Origin of the sequence: Arthrobacter hankyongi, from assembly GCF_022012395.1 — a bacterium.
GTDB lineage: Bacteria > Actinomycetota > Actinomycetes > Actinomycetales > Micrococcaceae > Crystallibacter > Crystallibacter hankyongi.
Genome location: NZ_JAKLTQ010000028.1, coordinates 1 through 21,952, shown reverse-complemented (window position 1 = coordinate 21,952; position 21,952 = coordinate 1). Strand labels below are relative to the sequence as shown.

The window sequence follows — 21,952 nt, the reverse complement described above, 5'->3', positions numbered from 1 at the left end:
CCGGATCGTGGGCGCGGCCTCGTTCAAAGCACGAAAGATCAGCAAACGGTGGGCCGTGGTGAAACTACCCAAGATCGGCGAATTGAAATTCCGCCTCTCGCGTGCGCTTGCGGGCAATCCCACATCGGTCACCGTGATCCTCGAATCGGACAGTGCGTACCACGTTTCCTTTGTCGTGAATGTTCAGGCGCCAGCCGCGCCCCGTCCGAGCGCGAGGCCGGTGTAGATCTGGGCCTGCATGATTTTGCCGCGGTCGTGTATTCGGACGGAACACGGGAGAAGATTCAGAAGCCGCGTCACATGGGCAGGGTGCAAGCTCGGCTTCGCCAGGCCCAAAAGGACCTGTCACGCAAAATGAAAGGATCGAACAACCGGAAGAAGGCCAAGCAGTGCGTCGCCCGGCCCCATGCCAAAGTCAAAAGGCAGAGAATGGATTTCCTGCACAAGCAATCAACCCAACTGGTCAACGAGAACCAAGTGACCGTTACCGAGGGGTTCACCGTGCGGGGCCTCGCGCGCTCGGGCGCCAGGGGCAGGCGCGGACGCGGGATGCGGCGTTCCATTCACGATGCAGGAGGGGGCATCTTCCTCTCCCTGCTTTTCCGAAGGGCAACCGAGCGCGGCCGGGAGCACATCACCACGGACAAGTTCTGCCCTTCCACGAGGCGGTGCTGCCTCTGCGGTACTGTGGGCACGAAGAAAGAACTATCCGTCAGAACGTGGACCTGTGCATGCAGTCCCGAAGTGGTACTCGACCGCGACTACAATGCGGCCGTGAACGAACTTGTCGCCGGGGGACACGCGGCCTACGGAAAAGAACTAAGACGCGTCCTCGCCACGGCGACGGACGTGCGCTCTTTGGAGAAGTAGGAACCGCCCCGGCTGGCGCCGGGGAATCTCCGTTCACTGTGGGGCGGGGAGGATGTCAAGGCGAGGAGGGTCAGTGGCAGCAAACCGCCCGGACAGGCAGATGCGCCGCCGCATCGCGCAGATGGAGGCCCGGCGGGCCCTGCGCAACGACCAGGCCAGACGGCGCCGGCGCGACAACCTCGCCGGCGGCATCGTCATGGCCGCCGCCGTGGCTGCCGGCCTCGCCGTGCAGCTGCTGGGCTTCGGCACGGACCCCACTGCGGCGCAGCTGCAGCGGGCCGAGGAAGCCCTGCAGGTGCCTCAGTCCTCTGCTTCCCCGGCCGCCACGGCAAACGGGGCCGGCATTCCGTCGGCGGATATTGCCCGGGGACGGAGCTTTACCGGCACGTTGTCCACCAGCGCCGGCAACATCGACGTCAGCCTCGACGGCGCCAAGGCACCGCAGGCCGTCTCCGTCTTCAGCACGCTGGCCGCCGAGGGATTCTTCACCGGCAAGAACTGCCACCGGCTGACCACGGCAGCCAGCATGGGGGTGCTCCAGTGCGGCTCGGTTGACGGCACCGGCGCCGGGGACCCCGGCTACCAGTGGGGTCCGGTGGAGAACACCCCTGCGGACGGCTCCTACCCTGCCGGCACCATCGCGGTAGCCCGCGGACAGAGCACTTCCAGCAACGGCACGCAGTTCTTCATCACCTGGAGGGACAGCACAATTCCGCAGGATACCGGCGGCTACACCATCATGGGTAAGGTAACCGGAGGGCTGGACGTCCTGCGCAGGATTGCGGAAGGTGGCGTAAAGGAATCCGGCAGCAAGGACGGAGCGCCTAAGATACCGGTATCGATTAAGTCGTTTACTTTGGAAGAGAGCCCGAAGTAGGCGGCCGGAAACCGGACCCACAGGCTACTCATGGTCCCGCGGCAAATCTGCGGGGCCGACCGACAAATGAAAGAGTTTTAGCGGTGACCCACAGTCAGCAATCCGACGAAACAACTGAATACACCTCCGACGCAGTGGCACAGTCCACCGGTGGCAGCGGCGCCGCCAAGCCTGTGCCGGGCCCGCGGCCCACGCCCGCAGCCATGGCTCCCAAGCCTGCCGCGGCCCTGCCGGTGGTGCCGGCGCCGGCGGTGCAGTCCACTCCGCTGTCCGAGGCCTCCAAGTGGGGCCGGGTCTCCGAGGACGGCCACGTCTTCCTGCTCCTCGATGGCGAGGAGCACCCGGTGGGCCACTATCCGGACACGTCGCCCGAAGAGGCACTCTCCTACTTCGTGCGCAAGTACGACGACGTCGCGGCCCAGGTGGCGCTGCTCGAGCAGCGGGTGGAGGCCAAGGCTCCGTCGGCGGACATGAACAAGACCCTCTCGCACCTGCAGGAACAGCTCGCCGAGCGGCACCTGGTTGGTGACGTGCCGGCGCTCCAGGCCCGGCTCGACGCGCTGTCCGGCTCCATTGCCCAGCTGCAGCAGAACGAGAAGGCCGAGCAGGAAGCCACCCGCGCGGCCGAACTGGCCGCCCGGGAGGCCATCGTTGCCGAGGCCGAGGAAATTGCCGCCAAGGACCCGGCCACTGTGCAGTGGAAGTCCAGCAGCGCCCGGATGAACGAACTGTTCGACGCCTGGAAGGCCGCGCAGAAGAACGGCATCCGGCTGGGCCGGAGCACCGAGGACTCGCTCTGGAAGCGCTTCCGCTCCGCCCGGACCGTCTTCGACCGGCACCGCCGCGCCTACTTCAGCCAGCTGGACAGCGACAACGCGGCCGCCAAGGCGGCCAAGGAAGCGCTGATCGCCCGGGCCGAGGAACTGTCCACCTCCACCGACTGGGGGCAGACAGCGGGCGAATACCGCCGGCTGATGGATGAGTGGAAGGCGTCCAAGCGGGCCAGCCGCAAGGATGACGACGCGCTCTGGGCCCGTTTCCGGGCCGCCCAGGACAAGTTCTTCACTGCCCGGCAGGCGGCGAACCAGGCCGTGGACCAGGAGTTCGCCGCGAACCTAACGGTCAAGGAAGCCCTCGTCGCCGAGGCCCAGGCCCTGCTGCCGATCACGGACCTGGCCGCCGCGAAGAAGGCGCTGCAGTCCATCCGGGAGCGGTGGGAAGAGGCCGGCAAGGTTCCGCGGGCGGACATGCAGCGGATCGAAGCCGGTCTGCGCAAGGTCGAGGACGCGGTGAAGGCGGCCGAGGACGAGCACTGGCGGCGCACCAACCCCGAAACCCAGGCCCGTACCAGCAGCGCACTGAGCCAGCTCGAAGCGGCGATCGACTCGCTGCAGGCGGATCTGGCCAAGGCAGAGCAGGCCGGCGACCAGCGCAGGATCGACGAGGCACGCGAGGCCCTGGAGGCGCGGCAGCAGTGGCTGGCGACGCTGCAGAAGTCCGCGGAGGACTTCGCCTAGCGAGTGGGGCACTCCCGCGGTGTCGCTGACGCGCCACGGCGGGGCCCTCGCGCCCCACTCTATTAGCCGGACCCGTCCCGTCCTACACATCGCGAGGGGCGGAGCCGTGAGTGGGGGGTTTTCCACAAAACGGCTCCGCCCCTCGCTTTGCCCGGCGGCCTTTGGCAAGCTGGCAGGCATGGCCGCGAACCTCGTGCCTGCCCGCTCCGCCGCTGCCGGAGCATCCCCGGTCCTGCTGCCCGGACGGCTGCACACGCACAATGAACTGCGCGCCATGCGGCTGGACGGGCTGGTCGAGAGTGTCTACGGACCGGCCTATCTTCCCGCCGGCCGGAGAGTGGCCGCAGCCCACCGGGCCCTGGCGGCACGGGCGGCCCTGCCGGAACCGATCCGCGGCAAAGTGGTCATCGGCCGGCTGAGCGCGGCCTGGATCTACGGCTGTGCTCCGCCGCCGGACAAGGTCACCGTGCTGCTGGACCACCGTTTCCGCACCACCTCGCAGGGACGCTGCCGGTCCGCAGCCGTCCATGAAGTCACGCTGGGTCCGCTGGATGCCACCAGCGTCGCCGGCGTCGCGGTGACCACCGCCCTGCGCACCGCACTGGACATCGCCCTGTATGTGCCCGAAGAATCGGCCGTCCCGGCCCTGCTCTCGCTTGCTGCGGACCACCGGCTCCACTGCCCGCTGGACTATATCCGGCAGGCCCTGCAGGCCCGGAGCCGGCTGCCGGGCAAGCGGCAGGCGCTGGAGCGGATCGAGCGTGTCCTCGGGCACCTGCCTCAACGGTAGGCGCCGGTGTCAGCGGCGCTGGGACCCGGTGGTGCGGTAGACGTCGAACACACCGTCGATCCGCCGCACGGCGCTGAGCACGTAGTTCAGGTACTTTGGATCGCCCATCTCGAAGGCGAAACGGGAGATCGCCAGCCGGTCCCGGGAGGTGTGCACGGTAGCCGAGAGGATGTTCACCTGGTTCTCGGCCAGCACCCGGGTCACATCCGAAAGCAGGCTCTTGCGGTCCAGCGCCTCGACCTGGATTTCCACCAGGAACACACTGGACTGGGTGGGTGCCCACGCCACGTCGACCATCCGCTCCGGCTCGTCGCGCAGATGGACGACGTTGCGGCAGTCCTCGCGGTGCACCGAGACACCCGCACCACGGGTGACGAAGCCGACGATCGGATCCGGCGGCACCGGGGTGCAGCAGCGGGCCAGCTTGACCCAAACGTCCCCGGCACCCACCACGGTGACACCGGCATCGGCGGTCTTCGGCCGCTTCGGTGCGGACACCTGGTCGGGCAGGGCCTCCGGTTCCGGGGCACCGCCGAGCAGCGTCACCAGGTGCTCGATGACGTTCTGCGCCGAGGTGTGCCCGTCCCCAACCGCGGCGTACAGCGCCGAAATGTCTGCGTGGTGCAGTTCCTGGGCCACCGCGGTCAAGGCATCGTGGGTCATCATCTTCTGCAGCGGCAGGTTCTGCTTCCGCATGGCGCGGGTGAGCAGGTCCTTGCCCTTTTCGATGGCCTCTTCGCGGCGTTCCTTGGTAAACCACTGGCGGATCTTGTTGCGTGCCCGCGGGCTCTTGACGAAGCCCTGCCAGTCCTGGCTCGGCCCGGCACCCTCGGCCTTGGAGGTGAAGATCTCCACCCAGTCGCCGTGGTTCAGTTCGCTGTTCAGCGGCACCAGCTTGCCGTTGACTCGGGCACCGATGGTCCGGTGCCCGACCTCGGTGTGGACGGCATAGGCGAAGTCCACCGGCGTGGAACCGGCCGGCAGGGCCATCACCTCGCCCTTGGGCGTGAAGACGAACACCTCGCGGGCGTTGATCTCGAACCGCAGCGAATCCAGGAACTCGGCCGGGTCGCTGGTCTCCTGCTGCCAGTCCACCAGGCTGCGCAGCCAGCCCATGTCGCCGCCGTCAGCGGTACCGCCGCGGGCAGCATCCTTGTACTTCCAGTGCGCCGCCACGCCGTACTCGGCCCGCCGGTGCATCTCGTGCGTGCGGATCTGGATCTCCACCGGCTTGCCGCCGGGGCCGATGACCGTCGTGTGCAGCGACTGGTACATGTTGAACTTCGGCATCGCGATGTAATCCTTGAACCGCCCGGGCAGCGGGTTCCACCGCGCGTGCAGGGCGCCCAGGGCCGCATAGCAGTCCCGGACGGTATCCACGAGCACGCGGATCCCCATCAGGTCATGGATGTCGTCGAAGTCCTTACCGCGGACGATCATCTTCTGGTAGATCGAGTAGTAGTGCTTCGGCCGGCCGGTGATAGTGGCCTTGATCTTGACCGCGCGCAGGTCCTCGCCGATCCTGGTCCGCAGCATGGTCAGGTACTTTTCGCGCTCGGGGGTGCGTTCACCGACCATCCGCACGATCTCGTCGTACACCTTGGGGTGCAGCGCCGCGAAGGACAGGTCCTCGAGTTCCCACTTGATCGTGTTCATGCCCAGCCGGTGGGCCAGCGGAGCGAAGATTTCCAGCGTTTCACGCGCCTTGCGGGCCGAGGACTCGGGCGAAACGAAGCGCCAGGTGCGCGCGTTGTGCAGCCGGTCCGCGAGCTTGATGACCAGGACACGGATGTCCTTGGCCATGGCCACCACCATCTTCCGCACCGTCTCGGACTGGGCGGCGTCGCCGAACTGGACCTTGTCCAGCTTGGTCACACCGTCCACGAGCATGGCCACTTCGGGGCCGAATTCGGCGCGCAGTTGCTCCAGCGTGTAGTCGGTGTCCTCCACCGTGTCGTGCAGCAGTGCCGCCGCCAGCGTCGTGCCGGTCATGCCGAGCTCGGCCAGGATCGTCGCCACCGCCACCGGATGGGTGATGTACGGATCACCGCTCTTGCGTTTCTGCCCGCGGTGGCTGCGCTCGGCCACCACGAAGGCGCGCTGGATCAGGTCGAAGTCTTCCCGCGGATTATTGGCGCGGACGGTGCGCAGCAATGGTTCCAGGATGGGCGAATAACCTGCCGGGGCCCGCCCGGTCAGGCGCGCGAGACGGGACATGGTCCGCTCGCGGCGGCCCGGGAACGAATGCTTGACCGGAGCCTGGGGCACGGCAGGCACCGTCGCGGCCGCAGTGGCGGGGCCGGACGGCGCAGGGGCAACACCGGCTGCCGGTTTGGAACCGGTTCCGGCAACCTGATCCTGGGATCCGGTTTTTTCGGTCAAGTAGAGCCCCGCTTTCCGGACACAACTCCGGGATGCGGCTCATCCCGGAGCAGCGCCCCAACCACTGCTGCGACATCCGATCGTCCTAGTCTATGCCCACACGCGCCCTGCTGGCACCGCAGATGGCCGGCGGCATGATGCCGCCGGCCATCTGCGGTGCCTTGAAAGCGGCCGTACCAGGTCCGCGCCGGTCAGCCGGCGGCCGGTTCGGCCTGCGGCTGGGCGCGGCGCTCGGCCACCTTCTTCGCCTGCGCCACCAGTTCGGGCTCGCGGGCCCGCAGCCACGCATACATCGGCGCGGCGATGAACAGCGTGGCCGCCGTGCCGACAATGATGCCGATAAACAGGGACAGGGACAGGTCCCGCAGCGTGCCGGCTCCCAGCAGGTAGGAGCCGATGAACAGGATCGCGGCCACCGGCAGCACCGCGACCACCGAGGTGTTGATCGAACGCACCAGGGTCTGGTTCACGGCCAGGTTGACCTGCTCGGCAAAGGTGCGACGGGTCTGCGTCTGGATGTTCTCGGTGTTCTCGCGGACCTTGTCGAAGACCACCACCGTGTCATAGAGCGAGTAGCTGAGGATGGTCAGGAACCCGATGATCGCGGACGGGGTCACCTCGAAGTCACTGAGCGAGTACAGTCCCGCCGTCACCAGCATGACCACCACGAGGCCGATCAGCGCGGCCGCGGACATCTTCCAGGTCCGGAAGTAAACTGCCATCAGCACCGCGGCCAGCAGCACGAAGACCACCAGGCCCCAGATCGCCTGCCGGGTCACGTCGGCTCCCCAGGTCGGCCCCACGAAGGTGGAGGTCACCTGGTCCGCCTTGACCCCGTAGGTGCCAACCAGGGCGTCCCGGACGGCCAGTGTCTGGTCGTCGCTAAGCCGGTCGGTCTGGATCCTCATCGTATTCGGGGCGATGTTCGTCACGCGCGCCTCGGCTGACGGTACCACCGAGGCCACCGCCTTCTCGCCCTTGGAGACTTCGGTGTTCGTCGTCTGCGAGACGGTGAATTCGGAGCCGCCACGGAACTCGATGCCAAGGTTGAAGCCGCCCTTGACCAGCGGAACGATGATCGAGACCAGCACGATGGCTGCGGCAATCAGGAACCACAGGCGGTACTTGCCGACGAAGTCGTAGGATCGCTTGCCCGTATAGAGCTCGTTACCGAAGGTTGCCAAACTGGGCATTAATTGCTCTCCTTGTCCGCGCCGCGGCCCACGGCACTGGCCTCACGCTGCTGTTCGGCCTTGCGCTCGGCGATGGTCTGGCGCCTGACCGCCTCCGCGGCAGCCCCGGCGTTCTTGCTGCGTGCCTTCGGCTGCGCCTCGGACGGCTGGCGGATCCGTCCGGCACCGCGGTACAGCGGCACCGCGCCCAACAGCCGGGGGTCCAGGCCGGAGAACCGGTGGCCTTGGCCGAAGAACTTGGTCCGGGCCAGCAGCACCATCACCGGGTGGGTGAAGAGGAAGACCACGATCAGGTCGGCTACGGCGGTCAGGCCCAGGGTGAAGGCGAAGCCGCGCACGTTGCCCACCGAGACGAAGTACAGCACGACGGCGGCCAGCAGGTTGACGGCCTTGGAGGCCAGCACGGTGCGCTTGGCGCGCTTCCAGCCATTGTCGACGGCGGAGATCAGGCCCCGGCCTTCGCGCAGTTCGTCGCGGATGCGTTCGAAGTAGACGATGAAGGAGTCTGCCGTCTGGCCGATGGCCACAATCAGGCCGGCCACACCGGCCAGCGACAGGCGGTAGTTCTCGGTCCAGCCCAGCAGTGCGATGGCCAGGTAGGTCAGCACGCCGGCCACGACCAACGAACCGATGGTCACCAGGGCCAGCAGGCGGTACTGGAAGAACGAGTACGCGGCCACCAGCACCAGGCCGATCACGCCGGCCAGCAGACCCATCTTCAGCTGCTCGGCGCCCAGGGTCGCGGAAATCTGCTGCTCGCTCTGGATCTGGAAGCTGATCGGCAGGGCGCCGTACTTCAGCTGCTCGGACAGCACGCGCGCGGAGTCCTCGGTGAAGCTGCCGGTGATCTGCGGCTTGCCGTCCGGAATCACCGCATTGGTGGTCGGGGCCGAGATGACCTGGCCGTCGAGCACGATGGCGAACTGGTTCTGCGCCCCGGTCATGCCGAACAGCCGCTCGGTGACGGACTTGAAGGCAGCGGTGCCCTCGGAGTTGAACTCGATGTTCACGGCCCACTGGTTCAGGCTCTGGCCCTGGTTACCGCGGACCTGGCCGAAGCTGGCAGACGAGATATCGGTGCCGGGCACCTCCACGGGACCCAGGATGTACTTGGTGCCGGTGTCCGGCTCACAGGCAACCAGCGGCTTGGCCGGGTCGTCCGTCTTGGTCTCGGTGGCAGCGGCCGGATCCAGGCATTCCTTGGCCTCGAACTCCTGGTAGAGCGCGGCAGTGACCCAGTTCTCGTCGCTGGCATTCTTCGGCTTCGCGGTCGGATTCGGCAGCTGGTCCTTGGGGGTGCGGCTTTCCTTCGGCACTGCCGAACCGGCGGCGGACACCAGCACCGGACGAAACTCCATGTTGGCCGAGGCCTGGATCAGGTTGCGGGTCTTCGTGTCCGGTACGCCGGGCAGGCTCACGACGACGTTGCGCCCGGACTGCGTGCTGATTTCAGCCTCGGCCACGCCCGATCCGTCCACCCGCTGCCGGATGATTTCCACCGCCTGGTTCAGCTGTTCGGCGGAAATCTGGTCGCCGGCCCCTTGGACTTTCGGGGCGAGGATCATCTGGGTGCCGCCCTCGAGGTCCAGCGCAAGCTTGGGTGCCCAGCCGGCCTGGCTGGATACAACGCCACCGGCCAGCGCGGCCGTCAGGACGGCAAACAGGACGCCAAGCCAGATGAGTGTCCGCCTGGCTGCGGAAGTGGAACGCGATCGTGCCATGGATGGTCTTTCTGTTATCGGCTGGGTCCGGGACGGACCCGGACGGTCGCTGCGGCATGGAACGGGGCGGGACACAGGTGCCCGCCCGGTGGCTGCGCAGCCGGAAGCAATTCGGGATGCGGCTCCGGCCTGCTCGAACGCAGTCCGGGCCGGTTGGTGCTACTTCCCGTTGTCCTTCTCATCGTTCAGGCGCTTGAGGGTTTCCTCCGGAGTCTCGGTCCGGGCGGTGCCGGCCTCCGGGTCGGTGAGGCTGGAGGCGTCGTCGGGCACCACGTCCGGGGCGGCGGGCTCGATCACTTCGGTGACCGCCTGCAGGTGCACGGTGGCGGTGCTGCCCGGCGAAAGTTCCATCACGACCTTGTTCGCGTCGCGGTCCACGGATACCACGGTGCCGTAGAGGCCGAACTGCGTCATGACCGGCGTGCCGGGGACGAGCCGTTCCTTCATCTGCTCGGTTTTCTCCCGCATCTGCGCCTGGGTCTTGCGCTGCTTGCGGAACATGGTGAAGATGAGCAGGCCGAAGATCACGAACAGCGCGATCGTCATAAAGTCGATCCCACCGGACTGCGGCTGGGCGTTGTTGGCAGTCAAGACGTTTGCGAACACAGAGTTGTTCCGTTCCTCGGAGTCTGGGTAGTCTTTTCCATTCTACGCGGACACGCCGCCGGAACCCGCAAACCGGCGAGTGTCCCCTGCCCCACCTCCGGACCGGAGGCCCTAGTCCTCGAAAAGTTCCGCGTCGCCGGCCTCGGTGAGCGAGAACAGGCTCTCCCCGAACATGGCCCCGGCCGGCGGCACCATCCCCAGGTGTTCCCAGGCCGCTGCCGTGGCCACCCGGCCGCGCGGCGTCCGGCCCAGCAGACCCTCGCGGACCAGGTAGGGCTCGGCCACGGTCTCCACCGTCTCGACTTCCTCCCCGACGGCGATGGCCAAGGTGGACAATCCCACCGGACCACCGTTGAACTTGGTGATCAGTGCCGTCAGGACCGAGCGGTCCAGCCGGTCCAGACCGCGGGCGTCCACCTCGTACATATCCAGCGCAGCGGACGCGGCCCGCAGGTCGATCTGCTCCAGCTTGTGCACCAGGGCCCAGTCCCTGACCCGGCGCAGCAGGCGGTTGGCAATACGCGGCGTCCCCCGGGAGCGGCCGGCAATCTCGGCAAAACCGGCAGAATTGACCTTCAGGTCCAGCAGCATGGCCGAGCGGCGCAGCACCAGTTCCAGTTCATCGGTCGAATAGAACTCCAGGTGCCCGGTGAAGCCGAAGCGGTCCCGCAGCGGTCCCGGCAGCAGTCCGGCGCGGGTGGTGGCGCCAACCAGCGTGAAGGGCGGCAGTTCCAGCGGAATCGCCGTCGCACCGGGCCCCTTGCCCACCACGATATCCACCCGGAAATCCTCCATCGCCATGTAGAGCATTTCCTCTGCGGGCCGGGACATCCGGTGGATCTCGTCCAGGAAGAGGATCTCACCCTCGGTCAGCGAAGACAGGATCGCGGCCAGGTCCCCGGCGTGCTGGATGGCGGGTCCGGAGCTGATCCGCAGCGGTGCGTTCATTTCCGCGGCAATGATCATGGCCAAGGTGGTCTTGCCCAGGCCGGGCGGGCCGGACAGCAGGACGTGGTCGGCAGTGCGTTCGCGGATCCGGGAGGCCTCCAACACCAGCGACAGCTGCCGGCGCACGCGCTGCTGGCCGACAAAGTCATCCAGGTTCTTCGGCCGCAGCGCCGACTCGAGCGCCCGCTCCTCCGCTTCGCCGGCAGCCGAAACCAGCGATTCCCGGTCCCGCTCAGCCATGCTACTTCACTCCTGCCGCGGGCCGGCGGGCCGCGCGCGTGCCGTCGCGGCCCATCCGCCGCAAAGCCAGCCGCAGCAGTTCGCCGATGTCGCCGGCGGCCGCCGCCTCCGGATTCTCCTCGGCAGTCGCATCGACGGCGGCGCCGGCGTCCTTCTCGGACCAGCCCAGGCCGACCAGCGCCTCGACCACCTGGTCCTTCCAGCCGGCCGCGGCCGGGGCGGTCCCCTCGCCCAGCGGAACCAGCTTGCCGGCCAGTTCCAGCACGATCCGGCCGGCCAGCTTGGGCCCGATGCCCGGGACCTTGCTGAAGGCCTTGCTGTCGCCGGTCGAGGCGGCAACCCGGATGGCCTCCGGGCTGTGCACCGCCAGCGCCGCCAGCCCGAGCCGAGGACCGACGCCGCTGACCGAGGTCAGCGTCTCGAAGACTTCGCGCTGGGAGGCGTCCACGAAGCCGTACAGCGTCATCGAGTCCTCGCGCACCACCATCGTGGTGGCCAGTTCGGCCTCGCGGCCGACGTGCAGGCCCCCGAGGGTCTGCGGAGTGGCCTGGACCAGCATGCCGAAGCCGTTGACGTCCACCACCGCGGAATTCAGGCCGACATGGGTGACGACCCCGCGCAACGAACTGATCATGTACCGAACCCACCGATGGAATAGAAAGAAATACCGAACATACTTACGAATAGCCTAAGCCCGGCGGCGGGGATAAACCCAGCCGCCACACCGCGGAACTGGCCAGGCGCGGATTGCCACGCAGTTGCGGGGCAGCTTCGGCCTGCCACCGGAGACACAGCCGCTGAACGCTCAACGGCCGCCGCGCTTGGCGCGGGCCGCCGCTTCGGCCCAGGCGCGCTGGGCCGGTGTCAGCCCGGCGCTCCCCCGGCCCATGGCTGTTCCCGCGCGCGGGGCGGCCGAGGTCAGCCCGTTGCCGCGCCAGGCATGAGTAATGGCCAGCGCCAGGGCGTCCGCGGCGTCCGCCGGCCGCGGCGGTGTGTCCAGGCGCAGGATGCGGGTGACCATTTTCGTCACCGCTGCCTTGTCCGCCTGGCCGTTGCCGGTGACCGCAGCCTTGACCTCCGTCGGCGTGTGCAGGGCCACGGCGATCCCCCGGCGCGCGGCGGCGGCGATCACGATGCCGGAGGCCTGCGCGGTACCCATGACGGTACTGACATTCAACTGGCTGAACACGCGTTCGACGGCGAGGACATCCGGGGTATGGCGGTCCAGCCATTCGTCGATGGCCAGGGAAATGGCGAGGAGCCGCTGATCCAGCGGCTCCTCACTGTGCGTTCCGACGACGCCGACACCGACCAGGCTGGCCCGGCGGTTGGCTTCGACGTCGACCACGCCGAAACCGCACCGCGTCAGCCCAGGGTCGATGCCCAATACACGCAGTGCCACGCAGTTAGTCTTCTTCCTCCAGCGCGGCAAGCACTTCGTCGGAGAAGTCCACGTTCGCGTAGACGTTCTGCACGTCGTCGAGTTCTTCCAGGGCGTCCACCAGACGGGTGAACTTGCGTGCAGCATCCAGGTCCACGTCCACGCTCATGGACGGGACGAACTCCACTTCGTCCGTCTCGTACTCGATGCCGGCCGCTTCAAGGCCGCCAACCACCGCGCGCAGGTCGGTCGGCTCCGCGGTGATCACAAAGTTATCGCCGTTTTCCTTGACTTCCTCGGCCCCGGCCTCGAGCACCGCCATCAGCACGTCGTCTTCGGCGAGGTCCTTCTTCGGCAGCGACACTACGCCCTTGCGGTTGAACAGGTAGGCCACCGAACCCGGATCGGCAATCGTGCCGCCGTTGCGCGTGACCGCCACACGCACCTCGGAGGCGGCGCGGTTCTTGTTGTCGGTCAGGCACTCGATCAGCAGCGCAGAGCCCTGCGGGCCGCGGGCTTCGTAGATGATCTCCTGGTAGTCGACGGATTCGCCGGTCAGGCCGGCGCCGCGCTTGATCGCGCGGTCGATGTTGTCATTGGGCACCGAGGTCTTCTTGGCCTTCTGGACTGCCAGTTCCAGGCCAGGGTTGCCGGACATATCGGCACCGCCGGCACGGGCAGCAACCTCGATGTTCTTGATCAGCTTGGCAAAGGACTTCGCACGGCGGGCATCAATCACGGCCTTTTTGTGTTTGGTCGTTGCCCATTTGGAGTGGCCGGACATGCTTTATGCGTCTCCTCTGATCATGCGGATGAAAAGTTCGTGGATCCGGCGCTCCCCCGTCACCTCGGGATGGAAGGATGTTGCCAGCAAATGCCGCGAACGGACTGCAACAATTCTAGCGGCCCCATGCAAGGTCTGCGTGTGGGAGGCCTCGGCGGGCTCGACCTTCGCGAGCACCTCCACCGACGGTCCCACGCGCTCAACCCACGGCGCCCGGATGAACACGGCATGGACCGGCGCGGCCTCGGCCCCGGGCGCGGCCGCACTGAACTCCAGCCCGCGGAAGCGCAGGTCCGTTTCGAAGGATTCGCGCTGGCGGCCGAAGGCGTTGCGCCGGACGGTGATGTCCAGCCCGCCCAAGGTCTGCTGCGGGTTGCCGCCAAGGTCCTTGGAAGGGTCGGCGATCTCATCGGCCAGCATGATCATGCCGGCGCACGAGCCGTAGACCGGCATACCCTCCGCGATGCGCTCCTTCAGCGGTACATCGAGTTCGAAAATCCGGGTCAGCTTATCGATCGTGGTGGACTCACCGCCTGGAATCACCAGCCCGTCGACGCCGGCCAGCTCGGCCGGCCGGCGCACCGTGACCGCCTGCGCGCCGCTGGCTTCCAGCGCCGCGGCATGCTCGCGGACGTCACCCTGCAGGGCAAGGACACCTACTTTGACCAAGATCATTCCTTCATAGTTCATGGGCAGCCCTTGACGGCGCCCGCAGAAAACCTCTGCAAAAACGATAGACCTTCCGCCCCGCGCACTGTTAATACACGGTTAATACATACGGCGGGCGCGGCGGCGTCCGCCCAAAGCGGGCGGACGCGTTGTGTAAAGTGAAGGGCATGCGCCACCTGCTTGCCACCCTTGCCGGGAAGACCATCCGGGAGGTGGCGAAGCTCCGCGGTGGCGGATCCGCCCTGCCCGGCCTGGTCGCCGAGAAAATCGACCCCGGGTTCCTGCCCCGTTCGCTGGGAAGCCTGCCGCGCGGCGTCGTCGTCATCAGCGGCACCAACGGCAAGACGACCACCACCAAGATGGTGGTGGAACTGCTCCAGGGCCAGGGCCTGAAGGTCTTCACCAACCGCACAGGCAGCAACTTCACCCGCGGTGTCGTCGCCTCCGCCCTGGGCGAATCCAACCTGGCCGGCCGGCTCGACGCGGACATCGCCGTGCTGGAGCTGGACGAAGCCCACGCAGTGCACTTCGTCAAGCTCGTCGCCCCGCGCTACTGCCTGCTGCTGAACGTCATGCGGGACCAGCTGGACCGTTTCGGCGAGATCGAAACCACCGCCGGCTTCCTGCGCCGGATCGCCGAGGCCACCACCGGCACGCTGGTGCTCAACCGGGAGGATCCGCGCATCGCGGCGCTGGCCGACGCTGCCGGCCCGAATTCGGCCAGCCGGGCCGCGGCCGTGCAGGTCCGCTACTTCGGCCTCGCGCCCGGGCTGCGCCCGATGTTCCCCAGCGACGACGACATGCGCTCGAGCGCCGCGGTGGTCGGCGGGCCGGCGCCGGACGACGCCGCCGCTGCGGCGGCAACGCTGCGCGAAGCCGACGTCGTGCTGACCGCCTGCGACGGCTCCGCCGCCAGTTTCGACGTCGGCGGGCGCCGGATCGACGCCGAACTGAAGCTCACCGGCGTCTACAACGTCTACAACGCCGCGGCCGCACTGGCGCTGGCGCGCACGGTGCTGGGACCGGACGCCGACGAGGCGGCCCTGCTGTCGTCCCTGGAGGACGTCACCCCAGCCTTCGGCCGCGGCGAATCCCTGACCGTCAACGGCCAGCCGCTGGACCTGGTGCTGGTCAAGAACCCCGCCGGCTTCCGGCTGGCGCTGCGATCCTTCCCGGCGGCCGGCTATCGGACCATGATCGCCATCAACGACAACTACGCGGACGGCCGGGACATGTCCTGGCTCTGGGACGTGGACTTCGAATCGCTGGCAGCCACCGGAGTGGACGAGGTCAGCGGCGTGCGGGCCAATGACATGGCGCTGCGGCTGTTCTACGAGGACGTGCCGGTAGGCCGGGTGGACACCGACCTGACCGACTCGCTGGAACGCTTCATCGACTCGGCCCCGGACACGCCCAAGCGGATCTACTGCACCTACACGGCCATGCTCGCGCTGCGGCGGGAGCTGGGCAAACTGACCAATGTCGAGGTGATCAGCTAAATGGAAACCACCGGCACGACGGCGGCGCAGGGAACCGACCGCCCGGTCATCGACCTGCTCCAGCTCTACCCGCGGGACATGAACATCTACGGGGACTGGGGCAACGTCCTGGTCCTGCGCAAGCGCCTGCAGCTGCGCGGCTACGACGTGCGGCTGCACGAATACAATCCCGGCGACGCCTTCCCCCCGACGGTGGACCTGATCGTCGGCGGCGGCGGCCAGGATTCGGGCCAGAACAAGATCCAGGCGGACCTGCTGGCCCTCGGCGGCCGCCTAAAGGAACTGGCCGACGATGGCGTGCCCATGCTCGCGATCTGCGGGCTGTACCAGCTTTTCGGCAATTTCTTCCGCACCGGCACCGGCGAGATGATCAAGGGCATCGGGCTGCTCAACGTGGACACGGTGGCCGGGCCGACCCGCCTGATCGGCAATACCGTGATCGAAAGCAGCGAATTCGGCACCGTCATCGGCTACGAGAACCACAGCGGCCAGACGTTCCTCAAGGAAGGCACCCAGCCGTTCGGCACGGTGACCAAGGGCGAGGGCAACAATGGCCAGGACGGCACCGAAGGTGCACGCTACCGGAACGTGGTGGCCAGCTACCTGCACGGTTCGCTGCTGCCAAAGAATCCGGCGGTGGCGGACTTCCTGGTGCGCCAGGCGGCACTGCGGCGCTACGGCAGTTTCGACGACGCCCCGCTGCAGGTCCCGTTCGAGGTCCAGGCCCGCCTCGACGCAGCCGCCCGGCCCCGCTGACCCTTCGGCCCGGTCAGGGTTCCTGGCTGATCAGCCATTCGGCGGCGCCGGCTTTGGCAGCACCCAGGGATTCCACCGTGGCCTTGGTCCGGGCCCGGCTGGCCGCATCCGCCCCGGCGGAGACGCACGCCCGGCGTGCCGGGTCCTTGATCGCCGGAGCATCCAGCGCCAGCGGGCACCAGCGGTGTTTGGGCCCGTCCCAGGTGGCCGGGACCCAGGCCAGCCGGGACACGGACCAGGCGCCGTCGCCAGCCTGGCTGAACCGGGCCCGGACCATCAGTCCCTCGGTGTTGAGCACGTTCGGCGTGGCGTGTGCGGCAAGCGTATTGCCCAGGCCGTACACGATCCAGGTCCGATGGTATTTCTCGATCGGCTGCACCGAATGGCTGTGATGGCCGTAGACCAGGTCGAACTCGCCGCTCTCCGCCAAGGCGTGCGCCACCTGCCGCTGCTGGGAATTTGGCCGGTTGGAATATTCGTCCCCGGCGTGCATCGCCGCGACCACCAGGTCCGCCCCGGCAGCGCGGGCCCGGCGCGCCTTGGCCGTCATCGCCGCGGTATCCAGGGCGTCAACCTGCCAGGGATGCTCGGGCACCGCACCGTTGAGCGCGTAGGTGCCGGCCACGATGGCGATCCGCACCGCCCCGGCCTGCAGCAAGTGCACCTCCGCGGCCTCCTTGGCGGACCGGTAGGAGCCGGTATGGGCCAGACCCACCTTGTCCAGGGTGTCCAGGGTCCGCTTGACCCCGGCGGTTCCGGCATCGAGGCTGTGGTTGCTGGCGGTCGTGCAGGCGTCGTAGCCGGTGTCCTTGACCGCGGTAAGGATTTGCGGCGGGACGTTGAAGGAGGGGTAGGCCGAGAACGGTCCCCTGGGCTGGCCGACGGGAGTTTCCAAGTGGCAGACCGCCAGGTCGCTGGCTGCCACGTACTTCCGCTGTGCGGCCAGCATGGGACCAAAATCCAGCGGGGCGTTGCCCGTCTTGGCCGCATCGGCGGCGGCCTGGTCCCAGAGCTTTTCATGCAGCAACAGGTCTCCGGTAAGCAACAGGCTGGCGCAGCGGACGCCGGGGCATCCGGCCTCCCGGCCGACCGCATCCGGTGTGGGCCCGGCCGGGGACGGCGCGGCGGCGCCGGTTGGCGCCGTCGTGCCGGGACTGGGCGTGGCGGGGCCCGCGGCCGTGTCCGGCACTGGAGCCGGCACCGCCGGTGCGCAGCCGGCCAGCAGCAGGCAGGCGAGTACGGCCGCTATCCCAGTCCGTCGTGGCATGCGGCCAGCATAACCGTCGCAGCTGGGTTGGACACTCACCGGCGGCCGCGCTGCTAGCCTGTCAACACGGAATGGACCCGAAGCCGAGGAGGAACCATGCCGGATGCCCCTGCCGGAACCAGCAATACCGCGACCCTGCGCTTCCTCGCCGCTCCCACCGACGCCGGCTTCAGCGGCACAGTGGACGCCGGCACCGTGCTTGAATGGATCGACAAGGCCGCCTACGCCTGCGCCGTCGGCTGGAGCAAGTCCTACTGCGTCACCGCCTACGTGGGCAACATCCACTTCGCCGACCCCGTCCGGGTCGGCGACCTGGTGGAGGTCGAAGCCGTCATCGTCTACACCGGCCGCAGCAGCATGCACATTCAGACCACCGTCACCTCGGGGGATCCGAAGGGCAGCGGCGGCACGATGCGCAGCCGGTGCCTGGTCATCTTCGTGGCCGTCGGCGCGGACGGCAAATCAATTCCAGTCCCGGCCTGGCAGCCGGTGACCGACTGGGAAAAGGAACAGGAGCAGCTGGCGGTGGCCCGCCTGGACATCCGCGCAGACATCGAGAAAGCCATGGCCGGCCAGGAGTACACCGACGCCGGCACCGCGCAGCGGACGGTGCTGCGCTTCCTGGCGGCCCCGACGGACGTCAACTGGGGCGGCAAGGTCCACGGCGGCATCGTGATGAAGTGGATGGATGAGGCCGCCTACGTCTGCGCCTCGCGCTGGTGCGGCCGGCATGTGGTGGCGGTCTTCTCCGGCGGCATCCGGTTCTACCGGCCGCTGCTGATCGGCGACGTCGTCGAAGTGGAGGCCCGGCTGATCTATACCGGCAACAAGGGCATGCACGTGTCCGTGCACGTGCGCTCCGGGGATCCCCGCACCGGCGAAATGAACCTGACCACCCACGCCCTGACGGTCATGGTCGCCCGGGACGAAACAGGAACCTCCGTTCCTATCCCTCGCTGGGAACCGGTCTCCGACGAGGACAAGCGGCTCTACCGGCATGCCCGGGAGATCATCGACATCCGCAGCCGTATTCCGGGCAACCAGCTGCCGACGCACCTGAGGCAGTAGGATCCCGTGGCCTGGACGCCGGCAAACGCCCTCCTCCACGGCCGCCAGGCCTTCGGGCGCCGCCAGTGGGCGGCGGCGTTCGCCCAACTGGAGGCCGCCGACCGTGCAGCCGCACTGGATCCTGAAGACTTGGAGCGCTTGGCCGACGCAGCCTACCTGACCGGTCACCGGGAAGGCGGCGCGTATCTGGCCCGGGCCTACCACGGCCGGCTGGAACGTTCGGACCGTCCGGGCGCCGCCCGGTGCGCCGTCTGGCTGTGCCTGCAGTACCTGCTCCAGGGCGAGGCCAACCTGGCCGGCGGCTGGCTCGCCCGGGCACGGCGCCTGCTGGCAGACTGCCCCGACTGTGCCGAACAAGGCTACCCGCTGGTGCCGGAGGGGCTGTCCGCACTGGAGCATGGGGATACAGCCGCTGCCGCCTCGGCCTTCGCGGCTGCCGCTGCCGTGGCAGAGCGCTTTGCCGACAGGGACCTGCTGGCGCTGGCGCGGACCGGACTCGCGCAGTCGTTCATTGCCGCGGACAATCCGGAGGCGGCCATGGCCCACCTGGATGAGGTGTTGGTCGAGGTCACGGCCGGGGAGGTCTCCGCCGTGGCTGCCGGAATTGTGCTGTGCGCCGTCGTCGAAGCCTGCCTGGAAGCATTCGACCTGCCGCGGGCCGGGGAGTGCACAGCGGCGCTGACCCAGTGGTGCGATGCCCAGCCCGAGCTGGTCTCCTACCGGGGCCAGTGCCTGGTGCACCGCGCCCGGCTCATGCAGCTGCACGGCTCCTGGCCGGAGGCCCTGGCGGCCGCGCAGGATGCGGGGGCCCGGCTGTCCGAACCGGTGGCGCAGCCGGCCGCCGGGGCCGCGCTGTACCAGCAGGCCGAACTGCACCGCCTGGCTGGACGGTTTGCAGCCGCCGAGGAAGCCTATCTCGGGGCCAGCCGGTGGGTCAGGGATCCACAGCCTGGTTTGGCCCTGCTGCAATTGATGCGCGGCAAGGCCGGGGCAGCCGCTGCCGGAATCCGCCGGGCGCTGTCCGGTGGGAGCGTACGCGTGGAGCGGGCCGGGCTGCTGGGCGCCGCCGTCGAAATCCTGCTCGCGGCCGGTGACCGGCCCGGCGCCCAGGCCGCCGCGGATGAACTCGGGCAGCTTGCCTCGGCATTCGGTAGCACCTGGCTGAAGGCCGAAGCGGCTCAAGGCGCAGGCGCAGTGCTCATCGCCGAACACCGGCTGCCGGAAGCTGTCGAGCGGCTGCACCAAGCATGGACCGGGTGGCAGGAGCTGGACGCACCGTACGAATCGGCCCGCGTCCGGGTCCTGCTGGGCCTGGCCTACCGTGCGCTGGGTGACGGGCAGGCGGCTCAGATGGAGTTCGACGCCGCACGGTGGGTGTTCCTGCAGCTTGGCGCCGCCCCCGATGCGGCCAGGGTCGATGTGCTGCTGGGGCGGCACCGGAGTGCCCCTCCCCTGTCAGCCCGTGAGACGGAGGTGCTGCTGCTGGTCGCGGCCGGTAAGACGAACCGGGAGATTGCCGCGGAGTTGTTCCTGAGCGAAAAGACGGTGGCCCACCACGTCGGCAGCATCCTGACGAAGCTGGACCTCTCCTCGAGGGCTGCCGCCACCGCCTATGCCTACGAACACGGGATGATCCGCGGCAGCTGAACGATACCCGGGCAGAATTGCCCATTCCCGGGTCCGGGCAGTTCTGCCGACGCGCCCGCGGGGCCGGCTCCGTAGCATCGGAAGCAGAAACGCAGGCAGGATGACGGAGGCGGCTCATGTACCGAGCCATTAGCCCGGCGGACCGGCGGTCCGCCTTTGACCGCGGATTGGATGTCGCCGGGCTCGACGGCGGCAGCGTGCAGCTGAGCACGGCGCAGCTGGAGTCCTTGGCGGCCGGGATCGCTGCGCCGCTGCTGGTTCCCGGCGACGTCGGCTGGGATGATGCCGTGCGGCTCTGGAATGGACTGGCGGCCAGGTTGCCGGCCCTGGTGGTGCAGCCGTCCTCGGCCCGGGAGGCTGCGTTCGCCGTCAGGTTCGCGGCCGGGCACGGCCTGCTGCTGGGCGTCAGGGGTGGTGGGCACAATATCGCCGGCACCGCCGTCGCCGCCGGTGGCCTGCTGCTCGACATGTCGCTGATGGCCGGCGTGGACGTTGATCCTGCGGCCCGGCTGGCGACGGCGGGGCCGGGCTGCCGCCTGCACGATCTGGACCGGGCCACGCAGCGGTACGGGCTGGCCACCGTCCTCGGGTTCATCTCCGAGGTGGGCGTGGCCGGCCTGACCCTCGGTGGCGGCCTGGGCTACCTGAGCCGGCGGTTCGGTTGGACCGTGGACAATCTGGAGGCGGTGGAGATCGTCACCGCCGACGGCCGCATCTGCACCGCCAGCCGGCAGGAGAACGCCGACCTGTTCTGGGCCGTCCGCGGTGCGGGCGCCAATTTCGGTGTGGTTACCCGGTTCGCCTTCCGGCTGCACGAGGTCGGCCCCACCGTGTACGGTGGCCTGATTGCCTGGCCCTTTGAGCGTGCGGATGAAATCCTGCGGGCCTACCGTGACTTCACCAGCCGGGCCCCGCGGGAGCAGGCGGTGTGGATGCTGCTCCTGACCGCACCGCCCGCGCCGTTCGTCCCGGCGCAATGGCATGGCCGGAGAATCTGCGCCATGGCCGTCTGCTACAGCGGGGATCTGGCGCGCACCGACGAGGTCATGGCACCGGTCCGGGCCCTGGGCACTCCGCTGGTGGACCTGCTGGCGGAACAGCCCTATGCGCAGGTGCAGTCCTATCTGGATGACACCGAGCCCAAGGGCATGCACTACTACTGGAAGACCGAATACGTCACCGAGCTCAGCGACGATCTGCTGGCCGAGGCGTGTAGGTCCTTCGCCACCTGTCCGATTGCGGACGCGGAAATCGGATTCCTCCACCTCGCCGGCGACCTCAACGACCACGATGACGACGACGGTGCCGTCGGCAACCGGGACGTGAAGTACGTGATGGGCTGCAATGGCATGTGGGACCCGGACGATGCCAACGGCGCACAATACCGGAGCTGGATCCACGGCGCCGGGCAGCGGCTGCGGCCCTTCACCGCCGGCCGCACCTACATCAATTTCCAGACCGCCGACGAGGACGATGGACGAATCCGGGCCACCTTCGGAGCCAATTTCGCCCGCCTGGCCGCCCTCAAACGGGCCTACGATCCCGGCAACCTGTTCCGCAGCAACCGGAACATCCCGCCGGCACCGGCCGGCCAGCACCCGCACGGGAGTCAACAGCGTTAACAGCAGCAGACCCGGAACCGCTGTCAGCGCGGTTCCGGGCCTTGTGCCTCAAGAGAGGCTGCAGAGGCTCAGCAACAAGGCGCCTTGGCGCCGTGTTGCTGAGGAGCAGCCGAAC

At 68.2% G+C, this 21,952-nt stretch carries 19 protein-coding genes; 9 read left to right on the top strand and 10 right to left on the bottom strand.

The annotated features are described in order from the left end of the window. The first annotated feature begins 48 nt into the window (after window positions 1-48). The 4 genes from LVY72_RS24990 (at window position 49) to LVY72_RS22300 (ending at window position 4,054) form a co-directional block, all read left to right on the top strand. Window positions 49-870 carry an RNA-guided endonuclease InsQ/TnpB family protein gene (locus tag LVY72_RS24990; protein WP_372463759.1) on the top strand — a complete coding sequence of 274 codons (822 nt, stop codon included), beginning with the start codon at window positions 49-51 and terminating at the stop codon, window positions 868-870. 73 nt (window positions 871-943) lie between these two features. Next, window positions 944-1,747, top strand: coding sequence for a peptidylprolyl isomerase (locus LVY72_RS22310; RefSeq protein ID WP_237826796.1), 804 nt, complete (start codon window positions 944-946; stop codon window positions 1,745-1,747). Between the two features lie 83 nt (window positions 1,748-1,830). Next, window positions 1,831-3,264, top strand: coding sequence for a DUF349 domain-containing protein (locus LVY72_RS22305; RefSeq protein ID WP_237826793.1), 1,434 nt, complete (start codon window positions 1,831-1,833; stop codon window positions 3,262-3,264). Between the two features lie 178 nt (window positions 3,265-3,442). After that, a complete protein-coding gene (locus tag LVY72_RS22300) occupies window positions 3,443-4,054 on the top strand; it encodes a type IV toxin-antitoxin system AbiEi family antitoxin (RefSeq protein WP_237826791.1) in 612 nt (203 codons plus the stop codon). Window positions 4,055-4,063: 9 nt separating this feature from the next. Here LVY72_RS22300 and LVY72_RS22295 read toward each other — a convergent pair whose 3' ends face one another. The 9 genes from LVY72_RS22295 to pdxT all read right to left on the bottom strand — a co-directional run bounded on the left by LVY72_RS22295 (window position 4,064) and on the right by pdxT (window position 13,999). Then, entirely contained in the window at window positions 4,064-6,271 is a 2,208-nt protein-coding gene (locus LVY72_RS22295) for a RelA/SpoT family protein (protein WP_237826862.1), read from the bottom strand. A 356-nt stretch (window positions 6,272-6,627) separates the two neighbouring features. After that, complete coding sequence (gene secF, locus LVY72_RS22290) at window positions 6,628-7,629, bottom strand: protein translocase subunit SecF (protein ID WP_237826789.1); 1,002 nt, start codon at window positions 7,627-7,629, stop codon at window positions 6,628-6,630. Then, window positions 7,629-9,350, bottom strand: coding sequence for a protein translocase subunit SecD (gene secD, locus LVY72_RS22285; RefSeq protein ID WP_237826788.1), 1,722 nt, complete (start codon window positions 9,348-9,350; stop codon window positions 7,629-7,631). The genes secF and secD overlap by 1 nt, the downstream gene beginning before the upstream one ends. Window positions 9,351-9,509: 159 nt before the next feature. Further along, window positions 9,510-9,896, bottom strand: a complete 387-nt coding sequence (gene yajC, locus LVY72_RS22280; RefSeq protein WP_237826859.1) for a preprotein translocase subunit YajC — start codon at window positions 9,894-9,896, stop codon at window positions 9,510-9,512. Between the two features lie 171 nt (window positions 9,897-10,067). Continuing rightward, window positions 10,068-11,144: a Holliday junction branch migration DNA helicase RuvB gene (gene ruvB, locus LVY72_RS22275; RefSeq protein WP_237826786.1), complete on the bottom strand. Its 1,077-nt coding sequence runs from the start codon at window positions 11,142-11,144 to the stop codon at window positions 10,068-10,070. Window position 11,145: 1 nt separating this feature from the next. Continuing rightward, window positions 11,146-11,778 (bottom strand): Holliday junction branch migration protein RuvA, encoded by a 633-nt coding sequence (gene ruvA, locus LVY72_RS22270; protein WP_237826784.1) that lies wholly within the window; start codon window positions 11,776-11,778, stop codon window positions 11,146-11,148. Between the two features lie 171 nt (window positions 11,779-11,949). Continuing rightward, window positions 11,950-12,546, bottom strand: a complete 597-nt coding sequence (ruvC, locus tag LVY72_RS22265; RefSeq protein WP_237826781.1) for a crossover junction endodeoxyribonuclease RuvC — start codon at window positions 12,544-12,546, stop codon at window positions 11,950-11,952. 4 nt (window positions 12,547-12,550) lie between these two features. After that, window positions 12,551-13,309 carry a YebC/PmpR family DNA-binding transcriptional regulator gene (locus LVY72_RS22260; RefSeq protein ID WP_237826778.1) on the bottom strand — a complete coding sequence of 253 codons (759 nt, stop codon included), beginning with the start codon at window positions 13,307-13,309 and terminating at the stop codon, window positions 12,551-12,553. 3 nt (window positions 13,310-13,312) lie between these two features. Beyond that, window positions 13,313-13,999 (bottom strand): pyridoxal 5'-phosphate synthase glutaminase subunit PdxT, encoded by a 687-nt coding sequence (gene pdxT, locus LVY72_RS22255; RefSeq protein WP_237826776.1) that lies wholly within the window; start codon window positions 13,997-13,999, stop codon window positions 13,313-13,315. A gap of 146 nt (window positions 14,000-14,145) precedes the next feature. On the opposite strand from pdxT, the gene LVY72_RS22250 reads away from it, so the two are divergent. Both LVY72_RS22250 and LVY72_RS22245 read left to right on the top strand, forming a co-directional pair. Beyond that, window positions 14,146-15,477 carry a Mur ligase family protein gene (locus LVY72_RS22250; RefSeq protein ID WP_237826774.1) on the top strand — a complete coding sequence of 444 codons (1,332 nt, stop codon included), beginning with the start codon at window positions 14,146-14,148 and terminating at the stop codon, window positions 15,475-15,477. Continuing rightward, window positions 15,478-16,233 (top strand): type 1 glutamine amidotransferase, encoded by a 756-nt coding sequence (locus tag LVY72_RS22245; RefSeq protein ID WP_237826772.1) that lies wholly within the window; start codon window positions 15,478-15,480, stop codon window positions 16,231-16,233. 13 nt (window positions 16,234-16,246) lie between these two features. On the opposite strand, the gene LVY72_RS22240 is transcribed toward LVY72_RS22245, so the two are convergent. After that, window positions 16,247-17,500, bottom strand: a complete 1,254-nt coding sequence (locus LVY72_RS22240; RefSeq protein WP_237826770.1) for a CapA family protein — start codon at window positions 17,498-17,500, stop codon at window positions 16,247-16,249. 96 nt (window positions 17,501-17,596) lie between these two features. On the opposite strand from LVY72_RS22240, the gene LVY72_RS22235 reads away from it, so the two are divergent. The 3 genes from LVY72_RS22235 (at window position 17,597) to LVY72_RS22225 (ending at window position 21,837) form a co-directional block, all read left to right on the top strand. Continuing rightward, window positions 17,597-18,568 carry an acyl-CoA thioesterase gene (locus LVY72_RS22235; protein WP_237826769.1) on the top strand — a complete coding sequence of 324 codons (972 nt, stop codon included), beginning with the start codon at window positions 17,597-17,599 and terminating at the stop codon, window positions 18,566-18,568. A 6-nt stretch (window positions 18,569-18,574) separates the two neighbouring features. Continuing rightward, window positions 18,575-20,215, top strand: a complete 1,641-nt coding sequence (locus LVY72_RS24810) for a helix-turn-helix transcriptional regulator (RefSeq protein ID WP_237826767.1) — start codon at window positions 18,575-18,577, stop codon at window positions 20,213-20,215. A gap of 116 nt (window positions 20,216-20,331) precedes the next feature. After that, complete coding sequence (locus LVY72_RS22225) at window positions 20,332-21,837, top strand: FAD-binding oxidoreductase (RefSeq protein ID WP_237826765.1); 1,506 nt, start codon at window positions 20,332-20,334, stop codon at window positions 21,835-21,837. Window positions 21,838-21,952 lie beyond the last annotated feature (115 nt).